Raw genomic sequence first — 22191 nt, 5'->3', positions numbered from 1 at the left:
CGTCAGCGCTCGGACTCGTCGTCCAACTCGCGGGTGAACTCCTCGTTGGTGAGCAGGCCCTTGCGCGCCATGATGCGCATGAGGGCCCAGAACTTGCGCTCCAGCTCCTCCACCGGGTCCAACGGCGTGGGCGCCCGGGCGTCTCCGAACAGCGAGTCGAGCTCCGCGCTGACATCTCCCGAGGTGGGCCGGGTCTGACCGCGCTTGAGCCGCTGCTTCTTCTCGCGCTCCTGGATGAGCTGTTCGAGCGAGACGCGGCGCGTCATCTCTCCGGGTGGCAGCTCCTCGCCGACGATGATCTCCTCCACGTCGTCGGCATCCGCCTCGGGGATGGCCGCCGCGGGCGCGGGGGCGAGTGCGGACGGGGTGGGCGCGGGACGGTGGTAGTAGCGCTGGATGGCGGCGCGCACGGCCGACAGGGGCGCCACGCGGGCGTTCACCTTGAGTCCGGTGGTGAACTCCATCTCCTGGACGGCCGCGGTGTCGAGCGGGTCCGCCATGGCCACCACCAGCAGCTTGCGCCCACCGGTGTTCTCCAGGGCCACGGGGAACAGGTCATGCTGCTCACAGAAGCGCGCGCGCACCAGGTGGATGGCGCCCCAGTCCGGAGGACGATTCGCCAGGTCCATCACCGGCACGCCCAGGGCCTCGCTCAGCGCGTGGGCCAGCGTCTTCTCGGTGATGGCACCCAGGGACACCAGCGTCGCGCCCAGCCGCTGCCGGGTGCGCTGCTGGGCGTGGAGCGCCGCTTCCAACTGGGCCTCGCTGATCGCCCCCCTCTCCAGGAGCAATTCGCCGATCCGCTTTCGGGCCATGGGGCGCCCTTAGTCCTACCTTTGACGCCGCGTCAAGCCCGCGACCCAGCGCGTCAAATCGTGTCCGTCCGCCATCCGACCTGCCGTGCGACCAGAGTCCAATCGCAAAATTCCCGTGAGATTTCAGCAACTAAGGGGGCAGGCCGTGCCTTGACACTATTACAGACCCGTTCTTAAAGTCCGGCGTCCATGAATGCCAATACCGGCCAGGGACCTGTGCGGAAGTCCGCACGGGCGCTGCCCGGATGGTGAAGGCCCGCCATGCCGGGTCCGCCCCTTTTTGGAGGCCATAAGCGATGAACCTGGGTTTCGTGACGAATCTGACCATCCTCGCCAACACCGGCCACGGTGCGGAGCGCTCGTTTTTCGAGGAGGTAGCCAAGCGCTGGGAGGCAGGTCAGTGGGGTATGTACCCCATCGCGGTCTGCCTGGTGTTCGCGCTGGCCATCATGATCGAGCGCGGCATCGTGCTCTTCGGCAAGGCGTCCATCAACAAGGACGCGTTCCTGCGCGGGCTCAAGAAGCACATCTACGCGGGTGACCTGGACAAGGCCATCAACTACGTGGCCGGCCAGAAGAAGACCCCCCTCACGGAGGTCATCAAGGCGGGCCTGATGAACGTGCCCAAGGGCGAGGAGGAGGTCCAGGCGGCGCTCGACGAGGCCAGCCTGCGCGAGACGCCCCGCATCGAGGCGCGCACGGGCTACCTGGCCATGCTCGGCAACGCGGCGATGCTCGCCGGTCTGCTCGGTACGGTGTCCGGTCTGATCGCCTGCTTCGAGGCGGTGGCGAACGTGAACCCGGCCGACAAGGCGACCATTCTCGCCAACGGCATCTCGGAAGCCATGAACTGCACGGGCTTCGGGCTGCTCACGGCCATCCCCGCCGTGGTCGCCTTCTCCATCCTCTCCGGCCGCGCCACGTCCATCGTGAACGACATCAACGAGACGAGCGTCGCGGTGCTCAACCTGATCGTCAACAACCGCGACAAGTTCAAGAACGCCACCGTCGCGGTGTCGGCGGGCCGGGACGAAGAGTAGTCCTCCCCTCACGAGAACCGGAACAAGGGGCGCGTTGTCAGTGCCAGCGCGCCCCCTTGAAAGGAGAGCCCCATGGCCGGCGGAATGGACCTGGGGGGAGGCAAAGGCAAGAAGTCGCTCGACGTTGCCATCAACCTCACCCCCTTTATCGACCTGATGGCGGTGACCATCAGCTTCCTCATCATGACGGCGGTCTGGACGCAGATCGGCCGTCTCCAGGTGTCGCAGGCCGGAGGCCCCGCCACCGACGAGGAACAGAAACAGGAAGAGCAGACCAAGACGGTCCTGCTCACCCTGTTCGTGACGCCCACGGAGCTCAAGCTCGTGGCGGACCAGAGTGAGTTCCCGGCCATCGAGGCCAAGCGTGGGGCCAACGGCAAGCTGGACCTGGCGCCGTTGCTCCTGCGCTTCAAGGAGCTCAAGGCGCAGTTCCCGGATCAGTCGGCCATCACGCTGCAGACCGAGGACAAGGTCCATTACGAGGACCTGGTGCGCATCATCGATCAATGCATCGGCGCGGGCCTGCCCCAGGTCTCCGTGTCCGCCGTCGTGGGCGTTTAGGAAGGCGGACACATGGCCATCAAGGCTCCCGGAAAGCGCTACTGCAAGCGGCTGCAACACTCGAAGGTGTTCGGCCACGGCACGCACGGACACAAGAGCGGCAACGCGGACGTGCTCATCACGCCGCTGGTCGACATGTTCGTCATCATCGTGCTCTTCCTCATCGCCAACTTCTCGGCGACGGGCGAGGTGCTGATGATGACCAAGGACATCCAGCTGCCCGAGGCGGTCAACGTCAAGGAAGTGGAGATGAACCCGGTGGTGATGGTGTCCGGGGAAGAGGTCTCCATCTCCGGCAACGTCGTGGGCCGCGTTCAGGACCTGGTCAAGGAGGAGTACCTCAACATCCCCGCGCTGGAGGAGAAGTTGCGGGACATGAAGAAGCAGTTCGAGGATCTCCATGCCATGGCCGATGGCAACACGAACGCCTTCAAGGGCGACGTGAACATCCAGGCCCACAAGGAAGTGGAGTTCGCCATCATCAAGCGCGTGATGTTCAGCTGCGCCAGCGCGGGCTACAACAACATCAACTTCGCCACCCTGCAGAAGGGCGAAGCCGGCGCTCCGGGCGAGTCCACCGCGGCCGCTACCCCGTAAGGCCGCCTGCCCGCTCCGGGCCGCAATGCCCGGAAAAAGTCACCGCGCCCCGTGCCTCGGACTTGTCCGGGCCGGGGCGTTGGTGTTTGCGGGGGATATGACCCTGTCTCCGCGTGCCGTGATCTTCGACCTGGATGGAACGTTGTTGGACTCGCTGCACGACATCGGCGCGGCGCTCAACCACGCGCTCTCCACGCACGGTCTGCCGCTCCATCCGCTTCCGGCCTACCGCCACTTCGTGGGCGAGGGCGTCCAGGTGCTCGTGTCCCGGGCCCTGCCTCCGGGCCGTGAGGAGATGCACGCGTCCGTGCTCGCCACCTACCGCGCCTTCTACGCCGAGCACATGTTCGATCACACCCGGCCCTTCCCCGGCATCCCCGAGGTGCTCGCCCGGTTGGAGGCCGAGGGGGTGAAGCTGGCGGTTCTCAGCAACAAGCCCGACGCGGCCACGCGCAAGTTGGTGGCGGCGCTGCTGCCCCAGGTGCCCTTCGTCGCGGTCTACGGAGAGCGCGCGGGCGTACCGCGCAAGCCCGATCCCACGGCGGCGCTCGCCGTGGCGGCGGAGCTGGGCGTGGCGCCCGGTGAATGCGCCTTCATCGGAGACACGGCGGTGGATGTGGAGACCGCGCGGGCCTCGGGCATGTACGCGGTGGGCGTCACCTGGGGCTTCCGGGACGTGGACGAACTCGAGTCCCACGGGGCCCAGGTGATCGCCCGCACCTCGGAGGAATTGCTCCGGGCCCTCGTGCCGGCGCCGCGCGCGGGGGCCGCTTCTTCCTGAGGCCGCTCGCCCCTGTGTTGGGTAGGTGAACAGGAATTCAAGTGGGACGTTTTCCCGTGCGCGTCGGGCCGGTTAACATCTGCGCACCACGCGAGCGTCATTGCTGGCGTGTTGTGCAGGGGGGACTCCGCCATTCAGACGCAACCACAGCGCCTCGACCGTCCATCCGCGTCTGGCCCGGGAGAACTCGCCGAGGTGCTCGCGTTGGCGATCGTGTACCTGGCGTCCACCTGGTTGGGTTTGACGCACGCGGCGCTCGTGGGCACGGCGAGCCCGGTCTGGTCGTCCGCGGGCGTGGCCCTCGCGGGGCTCTACCGCCTTGGCCTGTCGCGCTGGCCCGCCATCTTCGTGGCCTCGTTGGTCGTACACCTGCTGCCCGCCTCCCTGTCGCCCGCGGCGGCGCTGGCCATCGCCGCGGGCAACACCCTGGAAGCGGTCCTGGGCGTGTGGCTGTTGCGGCGTCTGGGTTTCTCGCCCGAGCTGACGCGCATCCAGGACGTGCTGGTCCTCACCTTGACCGCGGCCACGGGAACGTTGGCGAGCGTCCTGGCGGGGGTGCTGGGGCTGACGCTCAGTGGCGGTGGGTCCTGGGACTCCGTGGCGCTGACGGCGTGGGGGTGGTGGTTGGGCAATGCGCTGGGCGTGCTGGTGGTGGGGTCCGCGTTGATGTGGTGTTCCCAACACCGGCCGGAACCGCGTGGGCGCGAGGCGCTGGTGCTCACGCTGCTCACCTTCGGCCTCTGCCTGGGGCCGTTGTTCTCCGGGAACTGGACGCTCGCGCGCGTCTCCGCGCAGGTATTGCTCCTGTTGCCGATGGGGGCGTGGGCGGCGTGGCGTTTCGGCTCCCGGACGGCCGCGTATTGCGTTCTGCTCCTGGTGGGGGTGTCCCTGTGGAGCGGCATCTCGGGGCCCGCCCCGGTGCTCGCGAGCGCGATGGAGGCGGGGGGGGTGCTGAAGCCTCGGCTCTTCCTCGTCATCGTCGCCTTCACCGGACTGCTGCTGATGGCGGCGCGCGCCGAGCGGGGGATGTCCAGCACCCAGTTGGAAGTGCTCACCACCGCCCTGCGGGGCGTGCAGGAGGGCGTACTCGTCTGCGAGCAGTTCCCGGGTGAGGCTCCGCGGCTGGTGTTCGCCAACGCGGCCTTCCTGGAGATGGGCGGCTGGCGGCGGGAGGAGCTGCTGGGCCACTCTCCCTTCTCGCTCTGGGGCGATGCGTTGGAGCCGGAGGCGCACCAGCGCCTGCAAGAGGCCGTGCGCTCGCGGCGGCCTTTCCAGGGAGAGGTGGCGATGGCGCACCGGGATGGCTCGCGCGTGTACACCGAGATGCACCTGTCGTTCGTGCGCGCCGCGGGCGGCCGGGGCACCTTCCTCGTGTCCACCCACCGCGACCTCACCGCGCAGAAGCGGCTCCAGGCGCAGCTCGCCTCGGCGGAGCGCATCGCGGCGGTGGGCACCCTGGCGGCGGGCGTGGGACACGAAATCAACAACCCGCTCGCCTACTTGCTGCTGAACCTGGAAGGTGCCATGCGGAGTCTAAAGAAGGGTCCCGAGCACGTGGCGGAGGCTCGGGCCCGGCTGGAGTATGTGCGCGAGGGGGCCGAGCGCATCCGCGTCATCGCGCGTGACCTGAAGGTCTTCAGTCGGCAGGAAGGGGAGGAGCGGGAGATGCTGAACGTCAATGAGGTCGTGGTTCCCGCGTTGCGCATGGCGGCCCACGCGGTCCGTGCCCGGGCCCGGTTGGTGGAGGACTTCGGCTCTCCTCCCCGGGTGTTGGGCTGCGAGGCCCGGCTCGGACAGGTCCTGCTCAACCTGCTCGTCAATGCCCTGCAATCCATCCCCGAGGGCAACCCCGAACAGCACGAGGTCCGCGTGCGCACCGGCAGCGATGCCCTGGGCCGGGCCCTGGTGGAAGTGTCCGATACCGGCTGCGGCATGGCTCCCCATGTCCTCGAGCGCATCTTCGAGCCCTTCTTCACCACCAAGCCCTCGGGTGAGGGCACGGGCCTGGGTCTGGCCATCTGCCAGCAGATCGTCCAATCCCATGGAGGAGAGCTCCAGGTGCGCAGCGAGCAGGGAAAGGGGAGCGTCTTCACGCTCGTCCTGCCCGCCGCGGAGCCTTCCACCGAGGCGAAGACGCCCGGGCTCACCTCCCTCGTGCCCGTGGCCCCGCCACGCCGGCGCATCCTCATCATCGATGACGAGCCGCGCCTGGCCCAGTCGATGCGCATGCTCATCGAGCCCTCGCACGACGTGGTCGTCACCACGCGGGGCGCCGAGGCCATGGCCTGGGTGAGCGCGGGCCAGCGCTTCGATCTGGTGCTGTGTGATTTGCAGATGCCGGGGACGACCGGGATGGACGTCTACTCGCACCTGCGCGCGCACGCGCCGGAACTCCTCGAGCGGCTCGTGTTCATCTCCGGTGGCGCCTACACCCAGGCCACGTGCGACTTCGTGCGCTCGGTGCGCAACCGCATCCTGGAGAAGCCCGTGCGGCCGGATGAGCTGCTGGCCACCATCGACGAGGAGCTGGCCACCTCGTCCTCGTCGGCGGCCTGAGGCGCCCCGCGCCGGGTGCTCACACGCGCAGCCACTTGCGCGCGGTGGGCCCGAAGAAGCGCATCACGCCCGCCACCGCGAGGAAGCGCGCCGAGCGGCCCAGCACCGCGGCGAGGAAGAAGCGGTCGAGCGGCACGTCCACCATGCCACTGCCGATGGCGACGACCTTGAACGGCGTGGGCAGCACCGAGCACAAGAGCGCGAGCACCCAGAAGTTCTGCCCCAGCAGCTCGCCCACGGTGGCGTTCACCCCGAAGCGCTCGATGCGCGCATCCAGGTTGATGTCCAGGAAGGTGAGCGCGCCCTGGTGGATGAGGGTCCCCAGGTAGTAGCCGATGAAACCCCCGAGGATGCTGGCCACGGTCCCCGCCACCGCGTACGGGAACCACTTGCGCGGCTGGGCGAGCACCATGGGCACCAGCAGCACGAACGGCGGCACGGGAAACACCGAGGCGTCGATCATCGACACGCCGATCAGCGCGGCCAGGGCGTAGCGGGTGGACGACATCGCCTCCACGCGCAGGTAGAGCCTGCGGTACCAGGAGAGCTTCTCGGACGGGGCGGCCAGGGGCGAGGGTTGATTCATCGAGGGCGCGGACCCTAGCGGAAAGTCGGGACTTTATCAGCCATCCGGCCCCGGGCTGACGCCTGCATGACTCCTGGGGGAGGCGTCACTTCCGCCCCGTGTGCCGGACCGGTTACGGTGCCCGCTCATGACGACGGCCCTCGAACGCATCGAGCGTACCACCCAGGCCCTGAAGGTCTTCCCGCTGCCCTCCGCGGTGCTCTTCCCCCATGCCGTCCTGCCCCTGCACATCTTCGAGCCGCGCTACCGGGCGCTCGTGAAGGCCGCGCTCGAGGGGGACAAGGTGATGGCGCTCGCCCAGTTGGAGGCGGGGTGGGAGGGGCAGTACGGCGAGCGGCCTCCCATGCAGCCCATGTTGTGTGCTGGACTCATCATCTGGCACGAGGAGCTGCCCGACGGGCGCTACAACATCCTCCTGCAGGGCGTCTGCCGTGCCCGGCTGCTCGCGGAGCTGCCACCCGACAAGCCCTATCGCGAGGTGCGTGTCCAGCCCCTGCCGGACGCGGTCTACCACGGCCCCGAGGAGGAGCGGCTGCGCCAGGCCGTCTTCGAACTGGCCGGACGGGTGCCCGCTTCCTTCGCGGAGAACCTGCTGCCGGTGGCGGCGCGCTCGCAGGGCGGCGCCCTGGCGGACGTGGTGGCCGCGGCCGTCGTGCCCGAGCCCGAGCGGCGCCAGGAGCTGCTGTGTGAGTTGGACGTGCGCGCGCGGCTGGAGGCGGTGATGGAGGATGTGGGCGAGCTCGTCGCCCGTCTGAGTCCCGTCAAGCCGGTGGGGCCCTTGAATTAGGCGCTTGCGTGCCGGGCTCGCCGCGCGTCTGCTAGCGCGCCACAACGTATTGCCCGGGAGGAAAGCGTTCCATGCGGCTCGTGAAGATGGGGCTCGCCAGCGTCAATGTCACCGTGGGCGCCTTCGCCCGTAACGTGGACCGGGCGCTCGAGCAGGCGCGCCAGATGGCCGCCGAGGACGTCACCGTGGGCGTCTTCCAGGAAGCCCTCATCGGCGGCTATCCGCCCGAGGACCTGGTGCAGTGGCGCGGCTTCGTCGAGAACCAGTGGCCCCAGCTCGAGCGCTTCGCCCGGGAGACGGCCTCCTTCGCCACCGTGTTCGTGCTCGGCGTGGCGGTGGCGCACCAGGGCCTGCGCTACAACTGCGCGGCCATCGTCGCGGGCGGCCGGGTGCTCGGGCTCGTGCCCAAGGAGAAGCTGCCCACCTACGGCATCTTCTACGATGGGCGCACGTTCTCGCGCGGCACCCCCGGCATGCGCGAGACGTACCGGGGCGTTCCCCTGGGCGACCTGCTCTTCCGCTTCGACTTCGGCGTGCTCGCCGCGGAGGTGTGCGAGGACATCTGGAGTCCGGATGGGCCCATGCGCCGGCGCACCTATTCGGGCGCCGAGCTGGTGGTGAATCTGTCCGCGTCTCCCTTCCGCGTGGGCCAGTCGGACTCCCGGCGCGAGCAGATCGCCACGCGCGCCGCGGACTTCCAATGCACCATCGCCTACTCCAACGCGCTGGGCAGCAATGACGGCCTCATCTTCGACGGCGGGGGCTACATCAACCAGAACGGCAAGCCCGTGGCCGAGGAGCCCCGCTTCCGTCAGGGCTACTTCACGGCCGTGGTGGACCTGGACCGCACGCTGCGCCTGCGCACGGAGAACACCACCTGGAGAAGCGACCACGAGGCGTGGGTGCACGCCAATGGCCTTCGCGTGCCCATCCTCGACTGCACCCAGGTGGTGACCACCCGGCGCGAGGGCCTGCGCTACCCGGTGCCCGCGCACGGCAGCTTCTTCTTGCCCTCGCCCGATACGCGCCGCTCCGGCCGCGAGGCGTTGTGCGAGGACATCCTCGACGCGCTCTCCCTGGGCGTGGGCGACTATTTCGAGAAGACGCGCGCCTTCAAGGTGATGGGCATCGCCCTGTCCGGTGGCCGGGATTCGCTGCTCACCCTGCTCATCGCCCACCGCTACGCGAAGCGCGCGCGGCCGGAGAATCCTGGCGGCCTCCTGCGCGCCTTCTACATGCCCAGCCGCTATTCCAGCGACGCCACGCGCGACGCCGCGGAGACCATCGCCCGCGAGCTGGGCGTGCCCTTCCAGGTGGTGCCCATTGAGGAGGCGTTCGACCGGGAGATGGAGATCGCGCGCACCATGCTCGGCGGCGGCGAGGTGACCCCCATCACCGAGCAGAACATCCAGGCGCGCCTGCGGGCCCAGCGCATGTGGAACTGGTCCAACTCGAGCGGCGGACTCTTCCTGCAGACGGGCAACATGAGTGAGCGCGCCGTGGGCTACACCACCATCGGTGGAGACCTGATGGGCGCGCTCGCCGTCATCGCCAACGTGCCCAAGACGGTCGTCATGTACCTGCTGGACTACCTGCTGGAGCAGACCGGCTACGAGGGCATCCGCAAGGTGCTGGCCAAGCCGGCCGGGCCGGAGCTGGCGCACAATCAGGTGGGCGAGGAGGAGTTGATGCCCTTCCCCATCCTCGACGCGTGCTTCTTCCTCTTCGCGGGCGAGAAGCTGGTGCCCTCGGAGATGTTCGACGCGCTCGCGGTCATGTTCCCCCAGGTGGAGTCCGCGCGGCTCAAGGGCTATGTGGAGAAGTTCTCCCGGCTCTTCCTCCAGTCCATCTACAAGTGGGTGCAGGCCCCGCTGTCCCTGCACATCGGCAACCTGGACCTGGATCGCGAACGCGCGCTGCAATTGCCCGTCGTCACCAGCAGCGATTGGACGCGCGACTGACTGGCCGCACGCCTTCCGAGGTGGGGCTCGGCCCAGGGCCCCCGACCCTCGCGGCGTCTTGCCGGGTGTCTCCTGGGGAACGAACTTCCCGTCACCCACACGACGGTTGGAGGTTCGGATGAAAGGCAAGATTCTGGCGGGACTCGTGACGGCGCTCTTCTACAGCGGGGCCGCGGTGGCTCAGGACGTTGCGAAGGACCCGCTCCAGGGTGACATCCAGCAGCAGTCACCCGACAACCTCGGAGGAACGAACCTGCAGAACGGCCAGCGGGATGAGACGCCCCTGCTGCCGCCCGAGCAGGTGTCGCCTCCTCCCGACGCGCACATGCAGGGCATTGGAGGCTCGGGCCCGGTGGCTCCGCCGCCCGCGGCCGCCCAGGGCCAGACGCTCTACTGCACCCCGGTCCAAGGGACGGGGGGCGCGGGCCTGCAGGAGCCCGCGCCCCTGCCGCCTCCGCCCGTGCACGAGCAGTCCTCGCTGCAGCGTGACTTCGATCAGGGCGCCGTGGGTGGCTCCGGCTACGACGTGAAGGAGAGCGAGCGGTGGCGTGAGCCCGAGAAGCAGACGAAGGACCAGGGACAGCGCAAGGGTGACATGCGCGGCCTGACGTTGCTCATCGGCGGCGGTGTCGAGGGCTACACCGGCGGCCTCGCTCCCGAGGTTCGTCCCGGCGCGGCGGTGGGCGTGACGGCGGCGCTCAAGCCCTCCAAGGTGGTCGGCCTCGAGCTCGGCTACTCCGGCGCGGTCAACAACCTGCGCGAGGACGCGGGCGGCAGCGGCCCGGACATCATCCGCAACGGCGGCCAGGCGGCCCTCACCCTGGGTCTGACGGCCTCTCCCGTGCAGCCCTACCTGCTCGGCGGCATCGGCCTCAACCGCTACAACGTCCGCAACGGCGAGACGCTGGGCTTCCGCAGCGACACCAACGCCAACGTCCCGGTGGGCGCCGGTCTGCGCACGCACATCGGTGATTTCACCGCCGACGCGCGCGTCAACTACAACTTCCTCGTGAACAACGACTTCTCCCCCACCGTGGAGAACGACACGTGGACGGGTCGTTACACCGGCACCATCAACCTGGGTGGTACCTTCTAGTCCCCAGGATGTGATGAGGGCAGGACATTACGCGGCGCGGTGCCTCGGCTGGGCACCGCGCCGTGCTTTTTTCCCCTCTTCCGGATGCGGCGCGCGCGGACCGGGGGCATTAAGGTGGACGCCTTTTCTCCAGGAGAAGGTCGCATGAGTTTGAAGACAGAGGACGTGAAGGTCGGCACCGGTGCCGAGGCCACCCCGGGCAAGTCGGTGACGGTTCACTATGTGGGCACGCTCACCTCCGGCTCGAAGTTCGACAGCAGCCGGGATCGCGGACAGGGCTTTACCTTCCGTCTGGGCGCCGGTCAGGTCATCGAAGGCTGGGACAAGGGCGTTGCCGGCATGAAGGTCGGCGGTGTGCGCAAGCTCACCATCCCCCCGGAGCAGGGGTATGGTGCCCGGGGTTTCCCCCCCGTGATTCCCCCCAACTCCACGCTCCATTTCGAAGTGGAACTGTTGGAAGTCCGTTAGGAGATCCCCCCATGGCCACTCAAGAAATCACCAAGGACAACTTCAAGGAGACGGTCTCCAAGCAGGGCATCGTGTTGCTCGACTGGTGGGCCACCTGGTGCGGCCCCTGTCGCTCCTTCGCGCCCACCTTCGAGAAGGCATCCGACAAGCACCCGGACATCACCTTCGGGAAGATCGATACCGACGCGCAACCGGAGCTGTCGGGCGCCTTCGAGATCCGCTCCATCCCCACGTTGATGCTCTTCAGGGATGGCGTGATGCTGTTCGCGCAGCCTGGCGCCCTGCCGGCGGCGGCCCTGGATGAACTCATCAGTCAGGCCCGCGCGGTGAACATGGACGAGGTCCGCAAGGAAATCGAGTCGAAGCGGGCCGCGGAACCCAAGGCCTGAGCCTCACGCTCCGGGCGCTGACGGAGCCCGGGGAGGGTTGAGCACGGAGGCCGTGGCCCGAGCGCGGGGCCCGCCTCCTCCTCCTCTGAACACCCCCCCGTGCGCGGAAGGGGATTCTGGTGCAGGCTCGGGCCATGGCGTGGGTCCGCGTGCGCGACTGGTGGCGGGGCAAGACGGCACAGCCCCTGCGTCCCTTCGTGGAGTGGCTGAGCCGCAGTCCGTTTCTGCTGGGGCTCCAGGTGCTGGTGCTGTGCATGGTGTGGGGCGTGTTCGACGTGCTGGGCCTGTCGAGCCTCTTCTTCCATGACGTGCCCCGGGTGACGTTCATCGCGGGGTTCATGGCGGCGATGCTGCTCGGCCAGTTGTGCTTCGTCGGCTACCTGTTGGACGCGGACGAGAAATGGGCCCTGGCCGCGCGGCCGGGCAAGCGCGGGCGGGTGCCGCCCACCCTGGGTTGGTACCTGTTCCGCACCGGCACCTATCCGCTCCTGCTCGGGGTGTTGTGTGTCCCGGTCTTCATCCGGCGCTACTTCGCCTTCCTCTTCGGCGTGCTGGCCGCGCTGGGCGCGATGCTGCTCATCACCCGGGGCACCGAGTGGTTGCAACGCTGGAGCGCGGCCGGGTGGCGTCAGCACCGCCGGCTGCGGCGCATCAAGGCCCTGCTCTTTCGCCGGCGCTCCACCCACATCCTCGTGCTGCACGTGTTGCAGGCCTGGCTGCTGGCGCTCTTCGTGGCGGGCTACCTGATCGTGGCCATGACCGTGGCCCTCACGGGCTATCCGGGGTGGGTCTCGCCGGCGGTGGTCATCTGCGTGGCGATGGGTCTGGTGGGCGCCGTCTACGGTGCCGTGCGCTTCTTCTTCGTCGAGCGCTACACGGGCACCTTCCTCCTGATGGGGGTGGGGGTGTTGTTCATCGGGCGCGCGTGCGCGGATGTCTCCGTCTACGACGAGCTGACCCAACCCCGAGCGCCCGCCTACGCGGGCACGAGCATCGGCCCGGCGCGCGAAGCAGGCCTGCTGGGCGATGAGGAGACGCTCGAGGCATGGCTCGCGGGCATGTGGGAGTCGCCTCCCGCCGGTGCGCCGTGGCGCGCGCCGGACGAGGCGGTTCCGGAGATGGCGCTGCGCTGCGGGGAGGCGGGTGCCAAACCCCGTCTGGCGCTGGTGGCGACGAGCGGAGGCGGCATCCGCGCGGCGGCGTGGACGGCGCATGTGCTCTCACGGCTGCAAGGCCCCCAGGGCGTGCCCAGCTTCCACCGCTACGTGCGTCTGGTCACGGGCGCCTCGGGAGGCATGGTGGGGGCGGGCACCTGGGTGGCGGGGCTCGGGCCCGACGGCCTGCCGGAGCCGGCGATCCTCCCCGAGATGATGCAGCGCGACAGTCTCTCGGCGGCGGCGATCGCGCTGCTCCTGCCCTTTGGCGAGGACCGGGGGCGCGCGTTGGAGCGGGTCTGGGTGGAGAACACGAAAGGCCTCCTCGGGCGCTCCTTCGAGGCCCTTCGCCCCGGTGAAGCGGCCGGATGGCTGCCGTCGCTGGTGTACTCGCCGATGCTGGTGGAGGACGGACGGCGGCTGCTGGTGAGCAACCTGGACTTGTCTCCCCTCACCGCGTCGGAGGCGAGTCTTCTGACCGTGGAGCCTGGCGGGAGCACGCGTCCGGCCGGGCCCCGGTCGCGGTTGTCGTTGTCGGGCGTGCAGCTCTTCCAGCTCTTCCCGCACACCCAGTCGCGCTTCGCGGTGGCCACGGCGGCGCGCATGAGCGCTTCATTTCCCTACATGAGCCCGGCGAGCACCCTGCCCACGGCGCCCAGCGTGCGGGTGGTGGACGCGGGCTACTACGACAACTACGGAGTGGATCTGGCGGCCATGTGGCTGCACGCCCACCGCGCGTGGATCCACGCCTGCACGTCCGGGGTGGTGCTCATCCAGATCCGGGATCACCTGGGCAATGGCCAGCGCACGACGCTGCCCACGGGGTGGGAGGAACTGCCGCGAGGCGGTGGGCTGACCTCCCCGGTGGAAGCCGTGCTCCGGGCGCGCGAGTCCAGCATGTCGTTCCGCAACGACGAGCTGCTGAGCCTCGTGCAGGACGAACTCAACGTCGACCAGCCGTGCTTCTTCACCACGGCCACCTTCGAGTTCAGCGAGACGGCGCCCTTGAGCTGGGCCCTCACGGCGCGTGACACCGCGCAACTGCGGTACGCGGCGGAAAGCCCCACGCTGGCCGCCCAGGTGGCCGCGGTGCGCGAATGGCTCACCGCGAGCCCGGGAGCCCAGGCCCATGCCCGGCAACACGGGCTATGTCCCGGGCAGCGTGACGAGCTGCCGTGAGCCAGCTCATCCGCAGGGGATGATGGGCCGGAGCGCCGCGGCGAACTCCTCCTCGCCGGGGTAGACGGGGTGGCGCACCCAGGTGCGGGCCTCCACGCCGCCGCGCAGCAGCTGCGCGTCGCTCTCGGGATCGAACGTCCACTCGGGCACGTCCCCCACCAGGTAGTCCACCCCCCACGGCGAGGGGCACTCCTCCCAGTTGTCCTGGGGCATGTTTCCCCACGGATAGCGCCGCCCATCCGTGCCGCGTGCCGCCATCTCCCACTCATCCGCGGTGGGGAGACGCAGGTTCGCGCCCTCCACCTGGGAGAGTTGCGCACACAGGCGCAGGGCCTCCTTGTAGGAACCCAACCACACCTGCTCATGGTCAAGCGCGACACGCCCGGGTTGCGGTTGACTCATCCACCGGGCCAGGGGGCGATCCACGGGGGCCCGGGCCATGAAGAAGCCCGGCGAGCGCACCCGGCGGCTCGGTGGCGCGCCCAGCAGGTGCTCCACGGGAGCCACCCACTGCAGCGGCAGCCCCGAGCGCCCCAGGTAATACTGCCCGTCCTGCTCCACCACCCCGGGGGGCAACCGCTCCGGGCCCGGACCCGCCTCCAGCGGCGTGCTGAGCGCGTGCAGCAGCAGCGACGCCGCGTCCGTCACCGGCAGATTCCCCACCAGCAGGAGCCACAGCGGCTTGAGCGGATCCCTCCCGGGCACCGTGTCGCTGGGGTTACGGCGCTCCTGGAGGTAGCGAATGACCCCGTACCAGAGCTGCTCCAGGAAACGGCGCTCGCGCGGCTCGTCCACCTCCTGCAACAGGGTGGGGGTGTCCGAGGCTTGCAGGAGCGGCAGCACCTCGCGCGCGCGCAGCCGCGCCGCCGCCAGGGCCCCCGTCATGCGCACTTCCAGGTCCGCGTCCCTCAGGGCCGCCTTCAACAGCTCGTCCACGCGCGGGTGGGCGGTCGGCTCGCGCATGAGCCAGCGCAGCTCCTGGCGCCGTTGCTCCAGCGTCGACAGGCCCCGCGACAGGGCCGTGCCCTCCCGCGACGACACCGTGTTGGATTCCGTGCCTGGGTTGATCTGCACCCCCCACCCCTTCTCCCCGGCCGTGTTCTGACCCACGAGCGACTGGACCCTCAAGGTGTAGGGCCCGATGACCAGCTCGTCCTCGAACTTGACGACGCAGGGGTGGTCCACCGGCTTGCCGTTGAGCCAGGTTCCGTTCTTCGAATTCTCGTCCAACACGATGGTGGCTCCTTCAATGGCGACCAGGCGGCAGTGGGTGCGAGAGACGCTCCCGTTATCGAGAACGAGATCGTTCGCGGGATCCCTCCCGATGGCGATTTCCCTCGCCGCCAGGGTTCCCGTCTGGGTGTTGCGATCTCCGATGAGCCCGACAGTGATGTTGAACACGCGTGCTCCTGGGTAGGAGGGCCAGTTCATCCGGCTGCCGCCGCGACTTCCAAGCACGACCCATGCCAGCAGCGATTTCCCAGGTTCGTACCGTGACGTCAAAGGCTTCCAGCCGTGCTTCTCCGACGGGGGCCGCGCTCCGCCTCCGACGGCTATCAGTACCGCTACCGGTCCGGGTCAGGGACGCGGACCCCAGGTGAACATGACGAGCGGAAGCGTCTTTCCTCGGTCTGACATCGGTGACGCGGCTTCGGGGTGGCCTGTCCGAGCGCCCGCGGGGCCTACCTCGCCACCACCCGATCGCGCCCGGCCTGCTTCGCCTGGAGGCACGCCGCCTCGGCCGCGTCCATCAGGTTGCCGTAGGGCTCGTGGGGGCGCAGCGTCGCGACGCCCACCGACACCGTGCACTGGAAGCGCCCTTCCTCCGAGTCGAAGCGCCGGGCCGCGAACCGGCGCCGCACCCGCTCGGCGAGCCGCGCGCCCATGTCTCCGGTCACCGCGTAGAGGCTCGCCGCGAAGGCGTCCCCCTCCACGCGTCCAATGGGCCCGCGCCCGTCCAGCTCCGCGGCGAGCTCGTCCACCAACGCGCTCAGGGCCATGTCCATGGCCTCGCGGCCGTGTGTGTCGTTGCCCTCCTGGGTCTCGTCCAGGTCCAACCACAGGAGCGTGAGCGGCATCCGGGCCTGGTGCGCGTCCGAGACGCCCTGGACCAGCAGGGCCTCGAAGTGCGGGCGCAGGTACGCGCCCGTCCGGGGACACACCTGGGGGGCACGCTCGCTCATGTGGCTCAGCCCGTCTTGCTCGAGGCGGCGCGCGTCTTGGCGTGCGCCTTGTCGAAGCCCTCGTAGAAGCGCACCGCGTGCTCGCCCACCTTCTGGATGTGCTTGTTGTTCAGGTAGGCCGTCACGGGACTCGCCACGAGCGGCATCGCCCGCCCCAGCGTCTGCATGCCCCCCTTCTTGAGCAGCACCTCGGCCACCTTGCCGAGCACCCGGGGCCCCGAGCGCTGCATGGGTCCCACCCCCGTCGTGTACCCGTACAGGTCGAGCAGTTCGTTGCTCGCCCGGGCACTCTTGAGGTTCACCTTGTAGAGCGTGGCCAGGTCCACGAGCAGGGTGAGCTGCAGCCAGGCCATCACCGTGAGATCCATGGGCAGGCCCACGAGCCCCAGCGCGCCGAAGACGCCGCCCGTCATGCTCGCCACGTGCTTCTTCTCGTCGATGAGCCGCTGGGCCCGCTCGCGGATCTTCGCCGAGGGGTAGTTCTGCTCGATCTCCAACACCCGCTTGCGCGAGCGCGGCACCTCCTGCTGCACCAGGTCCGTCAGCTTCGTGTCCGCCAGCTTCTTGAGTTCCGCCGGGGTGAGCTTCTTCACCGTGTCGGTGATGGGATCGTAGAACGCCATGGGTACCTCCTCCCCTCGAGTAACCCCTAGTAACCCCGCTCCGCGAGGTACAGGTCCACCAGCGCGCCTTCTTCGTACCAGGCGTGACGCATTTCGGAGTTGAACCAGCGCGAGTCCGGTTTGGCCGTGCGCACCTCGAGCTTGATTTGATTGGGCGCCGTGTCGATGACCGCCGCCCGGGCCTTGCAGGCCCCGCCCGGCTCGTCGCCATAGCCGCCCTCCAGGCACACCTCGTCGCCCACGGCCAGCCGCCGGGTGTACTCGGTGCCCAGGTAGCGGGCCTCGTCACAGGCCTCCCGCGCCGACGAGCGCCCATGCTGGGCACACCGCTCGCGCACCGGGGTGCGCACGATCGGGATGGCGCCCACGAACACGTCCTCGTCGTTGGGGTTGGGCCGGAAGGCCTCCCGGCCGGTACCACAGCCCGCCAACACCCATAGCAGGCCCGCATATGCGCACATCGACTTCATCGTGTCCTCGCCTCCGGGGCACTCGAGGCGCCCCGCGCTCCCTCGGGGAGGGAGTGTGAGCGCCGAGCATGGCAAGCCCGGGCGGGAGCGTAAAGCGGTGGGGGCGCGCCGGGACTCAGGCGATGCGCCGCGCCGGGCCCGGAATCTCTTCCTGGATGCCGGGCACGATGCGGTTGGCGGCGTCCACGAACACCACCGTGGGCTTCCAGTGGCGCGCCTCCTGCTCCTCCACCTCGGCGAACGTGGCGATGATGACCAGGTCACCGGGCTTGTTCAGGTGCGCCGCCGCGCCGTTGATGCAGATGACGCCGCTGCCCGCCTCGCCTTCCAGGGCGTACGTCTCCAGGCGGGTGCCCTGCGTCACGTTCCACACCGCCACCTTCTCGAAGGGGAGGATGTCGGCGGCGCGCAGCAGGTTCTGATCGATGGTGACCGAGCCTTCGTAATCCAGGTCGGCCTGGGTGACGGTCGCGCGGTGGATCTTGGACTTGAAGAGGATTCGGCGCATGGGGATGTCGGGGTTCCCGGAAGATTGCGGCGCAACCGTAACGAGTGGCGCGCCAGGGGACAACGGTCAATGGCGCGCTCGCCTGCTCGCCAACATCCCCCCCTGCCCCCTGTCAGCGCTGGAAATTCAGGAGTTGAGAGATATCCAGTGGCAGTTTCTGGGTCCCCGACGTGAGCTGGCCGTCCATCTTCACCTGGGCATTGCCGCCGGAGCGCAGGGCGTTCGCCGCGGACAGGGCGCTGGCGAAGTTGATGTTCAGCGGCAGTTTGATTTCCCGCGTGGCGCCGGGCTCCAGCAGGCCGAGGTTGCCCGTGGAGAGGTTGCCCACGTTGGCGCCGGCGATCTTCATGGCGCCGGTGATGCCCGCCACCGGCAGCGCGAAGCTGTTGCGGTTCTTCACCACGAGGGGGAACTCCACCGTGGCGCCCTGCAAGGTGACATTGGAGACGCGGGGGGCGTTGAACTGCACCTGGGGAATCTTGGGAACCTCGAAGGTGCCCTCGTGCGAGAGAGGGAAGTTGATGACGCCGATCGGTGTCTTCACGCCGATGGAACCCTGGGCCTTGTAGCGGGCGGCGTCCTTGTTGAGGAACGTGGACACCACGGGCACCAGGTCCGCGAAGCGCACGTTGGCGGGGAAGACGAGGTCCGACTTGCCCTTGGCGGCGATGTTGAGCCCCTTGGGCGGCGTGCCGGCCACCACCTGCTTGTCCTCGACGAAGAAGGCGTAGTTCACCGAGGCGAGGCTCAGCCCGAGGGGGTTGGGGTTGTCGAGCTGGTAGACGAGGTCGACGGTGGCGTCGGAGAGCGAGGCCTGGGACAGGCGCGCCGTCTTGAAGGTGAAGCGGGGCTTCTTGAAGGCCTGCTTGAAGAGGCTCTGCAGCGCGGCGCAGCCGGAGAGCAGGAGCAGACAGGTGGCGGCGAGGAGGAGACGCGAGCGGTTCGTCTTCATGATCATGGGAGGGAGATGGTAAGTCTTGAGCACCTTGAAACCGTACGAATTCCGGTGGTGGCCCGCGCTGCTGTGCGTCCTACTATGGCTGCCCGCGTGCAAGCGAAGCTCGGAGCCCGAGCCCGTGCGCACCCTGCCGCTCACCCCGTGCCGGTTGGAAGGTGTGGGGCGCCAGGCGCTGTGTGGCACCCTGGAGGTGTGGGAGGACCGGGTGGCCAGGCAGGGGCGCAAGGTGCCCCTGAAGGTCGTCGTGGTGCCCGCGCTCGCCTCCTCGCCTCAGCCAGACCCGCTGGTGCTCCTGGCCGGAGGGCCCGGACAGGGCGCGGCGAAGCTGGCCCGGCAGGTGATGCCCCTGCTCGAGCGCATCCAACGCCAGCGCGACCTCGTCTTCGTGGATCAGCGGGGCACCGGCGACTCCAGGCCGCTCACCTGCGAGACCGTGTCCCCGGATGCGCCGCTCTCCGTGCAGTTCGACGACACCTTCCCGGAACAGGCGTTCCGCGACTGCCTCGCGGGCTACGACGCGGACGTGCGGCTGTACACCACGCCCATCGCCATGGACGACCTGGACGAGGTGCGCCAGGCGCTCGGCTACCAGACGCTCAACCTGTGGGGCGTGTCCTACGGCACGCGTGCCGCGCTGGTGTACCTGCGCCAGCACCCGGAGCACGTGCGCACCGTCATCCTCGACGGCGTGGCGCCCATGTCCCTCCTGCTCCCCCTGTACGTGGGGCGGGACAGCCAGCGCTCGATGGACCTGCTCTTCGCGAGTTGTGAAGAGGACGTGGTGTGCACGAAGCGCTACCCGGGCCTGCGTGGCCGCTTCCAGGAACTGCTCGAGCGGTTGCGGCGCGAGCCCCTGAAGACCCGGGTGGACCATCCGCTCTCCGGCGCCTCCGAGGACGTGACACTCACCCACGCGGGGGTCACCGCGGCGCTGCGGGGATTGCTCTACGCCCCCGAGGCGGCGGCGATGGTGCCACTCATCCTCGATCGGGCCACCCAGGGGGATTGGCGGCCCTTCGTCGCCATCCACACGAACATGATGGGGGGCTACGACAACAACATGGCCCAGGGCATGTTCCTGTCCGTCGTGTGCACCGAGGACGCGCCCCTCATCTCCGACGAGGCCATCACCCGCGAGAGCCAGAACACCTGGTTGGGCGAGCGCGCCCTGCGCGACATGCTCCGGCCGTGCGAGTTCTGGCCGCGCGGCACCGTGCCCGAGGGCTACCGCGAGCCGGTGAAGTCGGACGTGCCCGTGCTGCTCTTGTCCGGGGAGTTGGATCCCGTGACGCCGCCCTCGTGGGCCGAGGACGCGAAGAAGACCCTGAGCCACAGCCTGCACGTGGTGCTGCCGGGGGTGGGCCACGGCACCAGCTCCATCGGGTGCGCGCGGTCGTTGATGGCGGACTTCGTGCAGCGCGGGACCTTGGAGGGGCTCGAGTCCAAGTGTGGCCAGGGCCTCGTGCGTCCTCCCTTCTTCACCTCCTTCGCGGGGCCGGTGCCATGATCGACGTGACGAACCTGCACAAGCGCTTTGGCCAGGTGACGGCCGTGGAGGATGTCACCTTCCGTGCCGAGGACGGCGTGGTGACGGGACTGCTCGGGCCCAACGGCGCCGGCAAGACGACCACGCTGCGGATGCTCTACACGCTCATCCGCCCCGACAAGGGCAGCGCCCGGGTGGATGGGCTGGACGTGGCCGAGCGCCCCCTGGAAGTGCGCCAGGCCATTGGCGTGCTGCCGGACGCGCGCGGCCTCTATCCGCGTCTCACCGCGCGCGAGCACGTGCGCTACGCGGGCGAGCTGCACGGCCTGTCCGGCGCGGCGCTCGACCAGCGCATCGGCGAGCTGGTGGAGCTGCTGGACATGAAGGACATCGCGGACCGGCGGACCGAGGGCTTCAGTCAGGGCGAGCGCATGAAGGTGGCGCTGGCGCGGGCGCTGGTGCACGGGCCTCGCAACGTGCTCTTGGACGAGCCCACCAACGGCCTGGACGTGATGAGCACCCGCGCGGTGCGCACGCTCATCCAGCGGCTGCGCGAGCAGGGCCACTGCATCGTGTTCTCCAGCCACGTGATGCAGGAGGTGGCGGCGCTGTGCGATCGCATCGTGGTGGTGGCGCGGGGGAGGGTGGTTGCGGACGGCACCCCGGACGAGCTGCGCGCGCGCACGGGCAGGGACAGCCTCGAGGAGGCCTTCGTGACGGTCATCGGAAGTGAGCAGGGGTTGATGCAGTGAAGACGCTCTTCTCCACGGTGTTCCGCAAGGAGTTGAGGGATCACCTGCGTGACCGGCGCTCGGTGGCGAGCGCGGTGGGCTTCACGCTGATGGGCCCGCTCCTCTTCGGGATGATGTTCACGGTGATGGCGTCCTGGTTCCGCGAGGACAAACCGCTGGAATTGCCGGTGGTGGGCCGCGCGCACGCGCCGAGCCTCGTGGCCTTCCTGGAGCGCTCGGGGGCGAAGCTGTCCGAGCCGCCCGAGGACTACGAAGCGCTCATCCAGGCGGGCAAGCTGGACACGGTGCTCATCATCCCCGAGGACTACGGCAAGGACTTCGCCGAGGGCCACACGGCGGCGGTGCACCTGGTGATGGACAACTCGCGCAACCAGGCGCGCAAGACGATCCAACGGGTGCGGCAGCTGCTCGGGGCGTACTCGGGAATGCTGGGTTCCCAGCGGCTCTTGGCGCGCGGGGTGGCGCCGGAGCTGGCCGCGCCTATTCAAGTGGAGGAGGTGGACCTGTCCACGCCCGAGCGGCTGGCGGCGAGCCTGCTCACCATCATTCCCATCTTCCTGGTGTTCGCGGCGTTCTCGGGAGGGATGAACGTGGCCATCGACGCCATGGCGGGCGAGCGCGAGCGCGGCTCGCTGGAGTCGCTGTTGCTCAACCCCGTGCGGCGCGAGGCCTTGGTGATGGGCAAGTGGATGACGGCGGTGGTGTTCGCGGCGGCGGCGACCACGGTGTGCCTGCTCGGCTTCGTGGCGGTGATGACGCGGGTGCCGTTGCAGGACCTGGGAGTGAAGGTGCGGCTGGACGCGCTGGCGGTGCTGGGCCTGTGGGCGGGCGTGATTCCGCTCGCGCTGATGGCCTCGGCGGTGCAGATGCTCTTGTCCACCTTCGCGCGCTCCTTCAAGGAGGCGCAGACGTACATCCAGGTGCTGATGCTCCTGCCCATGCTGCCGGGCATGGTGCTGGTGCTCTCGCCCGTGCAGAGCAAGACCTGGATGTTCGCGGTGCCGGTGCTGGGCCAGGAGATGATCGTGCAGGAGGTGATGCGCGGCGAGGCCCTGGGAGCGCTGCCCTTCGTGCTGAGCCTCGCGAGCTGTGGTGCGCTCGCGCTCGTGTTCCTCGCGTGGACGGCGCGCCTGCTCGCGGACGAGCGCATCATCTTCGGCCGCTCGTGAGGCGTTCGCTCGTGTGAGTATTGAAAATATCCAGGAATAACAGCATTCTCCTGTTAAGCGGTAATTTCGCGG

General features: G+C 69.0%; 22 protein-coding genes. 14 read left to right on the top strand and 8 right to left on the bottom strand.

Annotated elements, in window-relative coordinates; genetic code table 11:
* Positions 1-2 precede the first annotated feature (2 nt).
* A complete protein-coding gene (locus MEBOL_RS13105; RefSeq protein WP_095977752.1) occupies positions 3-815 on the bottom strand; it encodes a cyclic di-GMP-binding domain-containing protein, MshE-related in 813 nt (270 codons plus the stop codon).
* A 296-nt stretch (positions 816-1111) separates the two neighbouring features.
* On the opposite strand from MEBOL_RS13105, the gene MEBOL_RS13100 reads away from it, so the two are divergent.
* The 5 genes from MEBOL_RS13100 (at position 1112) to espC (ending at position 6350) form a co-directional block, all read left to right on the top strand.
* Complete coding sequence (locus tag MEBOL_RS13100) at positions 1112-1855, top strand: MotA/TolQ/ExbB proton channel family protein (protein ID WP_095977751.1); 744 nt, start codon at positions 1112-1114, stop codon at positions 1853-1855.
* Positions 1856-1927: 72 nt separating this feature from the next.
* Positions 1928-2416, top strand: a complete 489-nt coding sequence (locus MEBOL_RS13095) for an ExbD/TolR family protein (protein ID WP_095977750.1) — start codon at positions 1928-1930, stop codon at positions 2414-2416.
* Between the two features lie 12 nt (positions 2417-2428).
* On the top strand, positions 2429-3013 hold the full coding sequence (locus MEBOL_RS13090; protein ID WP_095977749.1) for an ExbD/TolR family protein: 585 nt from the start codon (positions 2429-2431) through the stop codon (positions 3011-3013).
* Positions 3014-3110: 97 nt separating this feature from the next.
* Positions 3111-3794, top strand: a complete 684-nt coding sequence (locus tag MEBOL_RS13085) for an HAD family hydrolase (protein ID WP_245919715.1) — start codon at positions 3111-3113, stop codon at positions 3792-3794.
* 195 nt (positions 3795-3989) lie between these two features.
* A complete protein-coding gene (espC, locus tag MEBOL_RS13080; protein WP_095977748.1) occupies positions 3990-6350 on the top strand; it encodes a serine histidine kinase EspC in 2361 nt (786 codons plus the stop codon).
* A 19-nt stretch (positions 6351-6369) separates the two neighbouring features.
* Here the strand turns inward: espC and MEBOL_RS13075 are convergent, their stop codons facing one another.
* On the bottom strand, positions 6370-6936 hold the full coding sequence (locus MEBOL_RS13075; RefSeq protein ID WP_095977747.1) for a YqaA family protein: 567 nt from the start codon (positions 6934-6936) through the stop codon (positions 6370-6372).
* Positions 6937-7063: 127 nt separating this feature from the next.
* Here MEBOL_RS13075 and MEBOL_RS13070 point away from each other — a divergent pair, with 127 nt between their 5' ends.
* From MEBOL_RS13070 to MEBOL_RS13045, 6 genes are all read left to right on the top strand, one after another.
* Complete coding sequence (locus MEBOL_RS13070) at positions 7064-7723, top strand: LON peptidase substrate-binding domain-containing protein (RefSeq protein ID WP_095977746.1); 660 nt, start codon at positions 7064-7066, stop codon at positions 7721-7723.
* Between the two features lie 71 nt (positions 7724-7794).
* Entirely contained in the window at positions 7795-9684 is a 1890-nt protein-coding gene (nadE, locus tag MEBOL_RS13065) for an NAD(+) synthase (RefSeq protein WP_095977745.1), read from the top strand.
* Positions 9685-9802: 118 nt separating this feature from the next.
* Positions 9803-10780: an outer membrane protein gene (locus tag MEBOL_RS13060; protein ID WP_157774923.1), complete on the top strand. Its 978-nt coding sequence runs from the start codon at positions 9803-9805 to the stop codon at positions 10778-10780.
* 144 nt (positions 10781-10924) lie between these two features.
* Positions 10925-11248, top strand: a complete 324-nt coding sequence (locus tag MEBOL_RS13055; protein ID WP_095977744.1) for an FKBP-type peptidyl-prolyl cis-trans isomerase — start codon at positions 10925-10927, stop codon at positions 11246-11248.
* Between the two features lie 11 nt (positions 11249-11259).
* The gene (trxA, locus tag MEBOL_RS13050) at positions 11260-11637 is read left to right on the top strand and encodes a thioredoxin (RefSeq protein WP_095977743.1); all 378 of its coding nucleotides are present in this window, start codon (positions 11260-11262) and stop codon (positions 11635-11637) included.
* A 134-nt stretch (positions 11638-11771) separates the two neighbouring features.
* Positions 11772-13970, top strand: a complete 2199-nt coding sequence (locus MEBOL_RS13045; protein WP_095977742.1) for a patatin-like phospholipase domain-containing protein — start codon at positions 11772-11774, stop codon at positions 13968-13970.
* Positions 13971-13976: 6 nt separating this feature from the next.
* Here MEBOL_RS13045 and MEBOL_RS13040 read toward each other — a convergent pair whose 3' ends face one another.
* From MEBOL_RS13040 to MEBOL_RS13015, 6 genes are all read right to left on the bottom strand, one after another.
* Positions 13977-15371, bottom strand: a complete 1395-nt coding sequence (locus MEBOL_RS13040; RefSeq protein ID WP_170115495.1) for an FHA domain-containing protein — start codon at positions 15369-15371, stop codon at positions 13977-13979.
* 281 nt (positions 15372-15652) lie between these two features.
* Positions 15653-16153 carry a GGDEF domain-containing protein gene (locus tag MEBOL_RS13035; RefSeq protein WP_095977740.1) on the bottom strand — a complete coding sequence of 167 codons (501 nt, stop codon included), beginning with the start codon at positions 16151-16153 and terminating at the stop codon, positions 15653-15655.
* A gap of 5 nt (positions 16154-16158) precedes the next feature.
* On the bottom strand, positions 16159-16776 hold the full coding sequence (locus tag MEBOL_RS13030; protein ID WP_095977739.1) for an EcsC family protein: 618 nt from the start codon (positions 16774-16776) through the stop codon (positions 16159-16161).
* 26 nt (positions 16777-16802) lie between these two features.
* Positions 16803-17246: a hypothetical protein gene (locus MEBOL_RS13025; protein WP_095977738.1), complete on the bottom strand. Its 444-nt coding sequence runs from the start codon at positions 17244-17246 to the stop codon at positions 16803-16805.
* Between the two features lie 115 nt (positions 17247-17361).
* Entirely contained in the window at positions 17362-17754 is a 393-nt protein-coding gene (gene panD, locus MEBOL_RS13020; protein ID WP_095977737.1) for an aspartate 1-decarboxylase, read from the bottom strand.
* A gap of 112 nt (positions 17755-17866) precedes the next feature.
* The gene (locus tag MEBOL_RS13015) at positions 17867-18712 is read right to left on the bottom strand and encodes an LEA/WHy family protein (protein ID WP_095982747.1); all 846 of its coding nucleotides are present in this window, start codon (positions 18710-18712) and stop codon (positions 17867-17869) included.
* Between the two features lie 19 nt (positions 18713-18731).
* On the opposite strand from MEBOL_RS13015, the gene MEBOL_RS13010 reads away from it, so the two are divergent.
* From MEBOL_RS13010 to MEBOL_RS13000, 3 genes are read left to right on the top strand one after another with little or no spacing between them, the layout of a single operon-like run.
* Positions 18732-20219, top strand: coding sequence for an alpha/beta hydrolase (locus MEBOL_RS13010; RefSeq protein ID WP_095977736.1), 1488 nt, complete (start codon positions 18732-18734; stop codon positions 20217-20219).
* Positions 20216-20950, top strand: a complete 735-nt coding sequence (locus MEBOL_RS13005; RefSeq protein ID WP_095977735.1) for an ABC transporter ATP-binding protein — start codon at positions 20216-20218, stop codon at positions 20948-20950. Before MEBOL_RS13010 ends, MEBOL_RS13005 begins: the two co-directional genes overlap by 4 nt.
* A complete protein-coding gene (locus MEBOL_RS13000) occupies positions 20947-22119 on the top strand; it encodes an ABC transporter permease (protein WP_095977734.1) in 1173 nt (390 codons plus the stop codon). Before MEBOL_RS13005 ends, MEBOL_RS13000 begins: the two co-directional genes overlap by 4 nt.
* The last annotated feature ends 72 nt before the right edge of the window (positions 22120-22191 follow it).

This window comes from Melittangium boletus DSM 14713 (assembly GCF_002305855.1).
Lineage (GTDB): Bacteria > Myxococcota > Myxococcia > Myxococcales > Myxococcaceae > Cystobacter > Cystobacter boletus.
The sequence above is the reverse complement of the archived record's forward strand: the minus strand, read 5'-3'. Positions and strand labels throughout refer to the sequence as shown.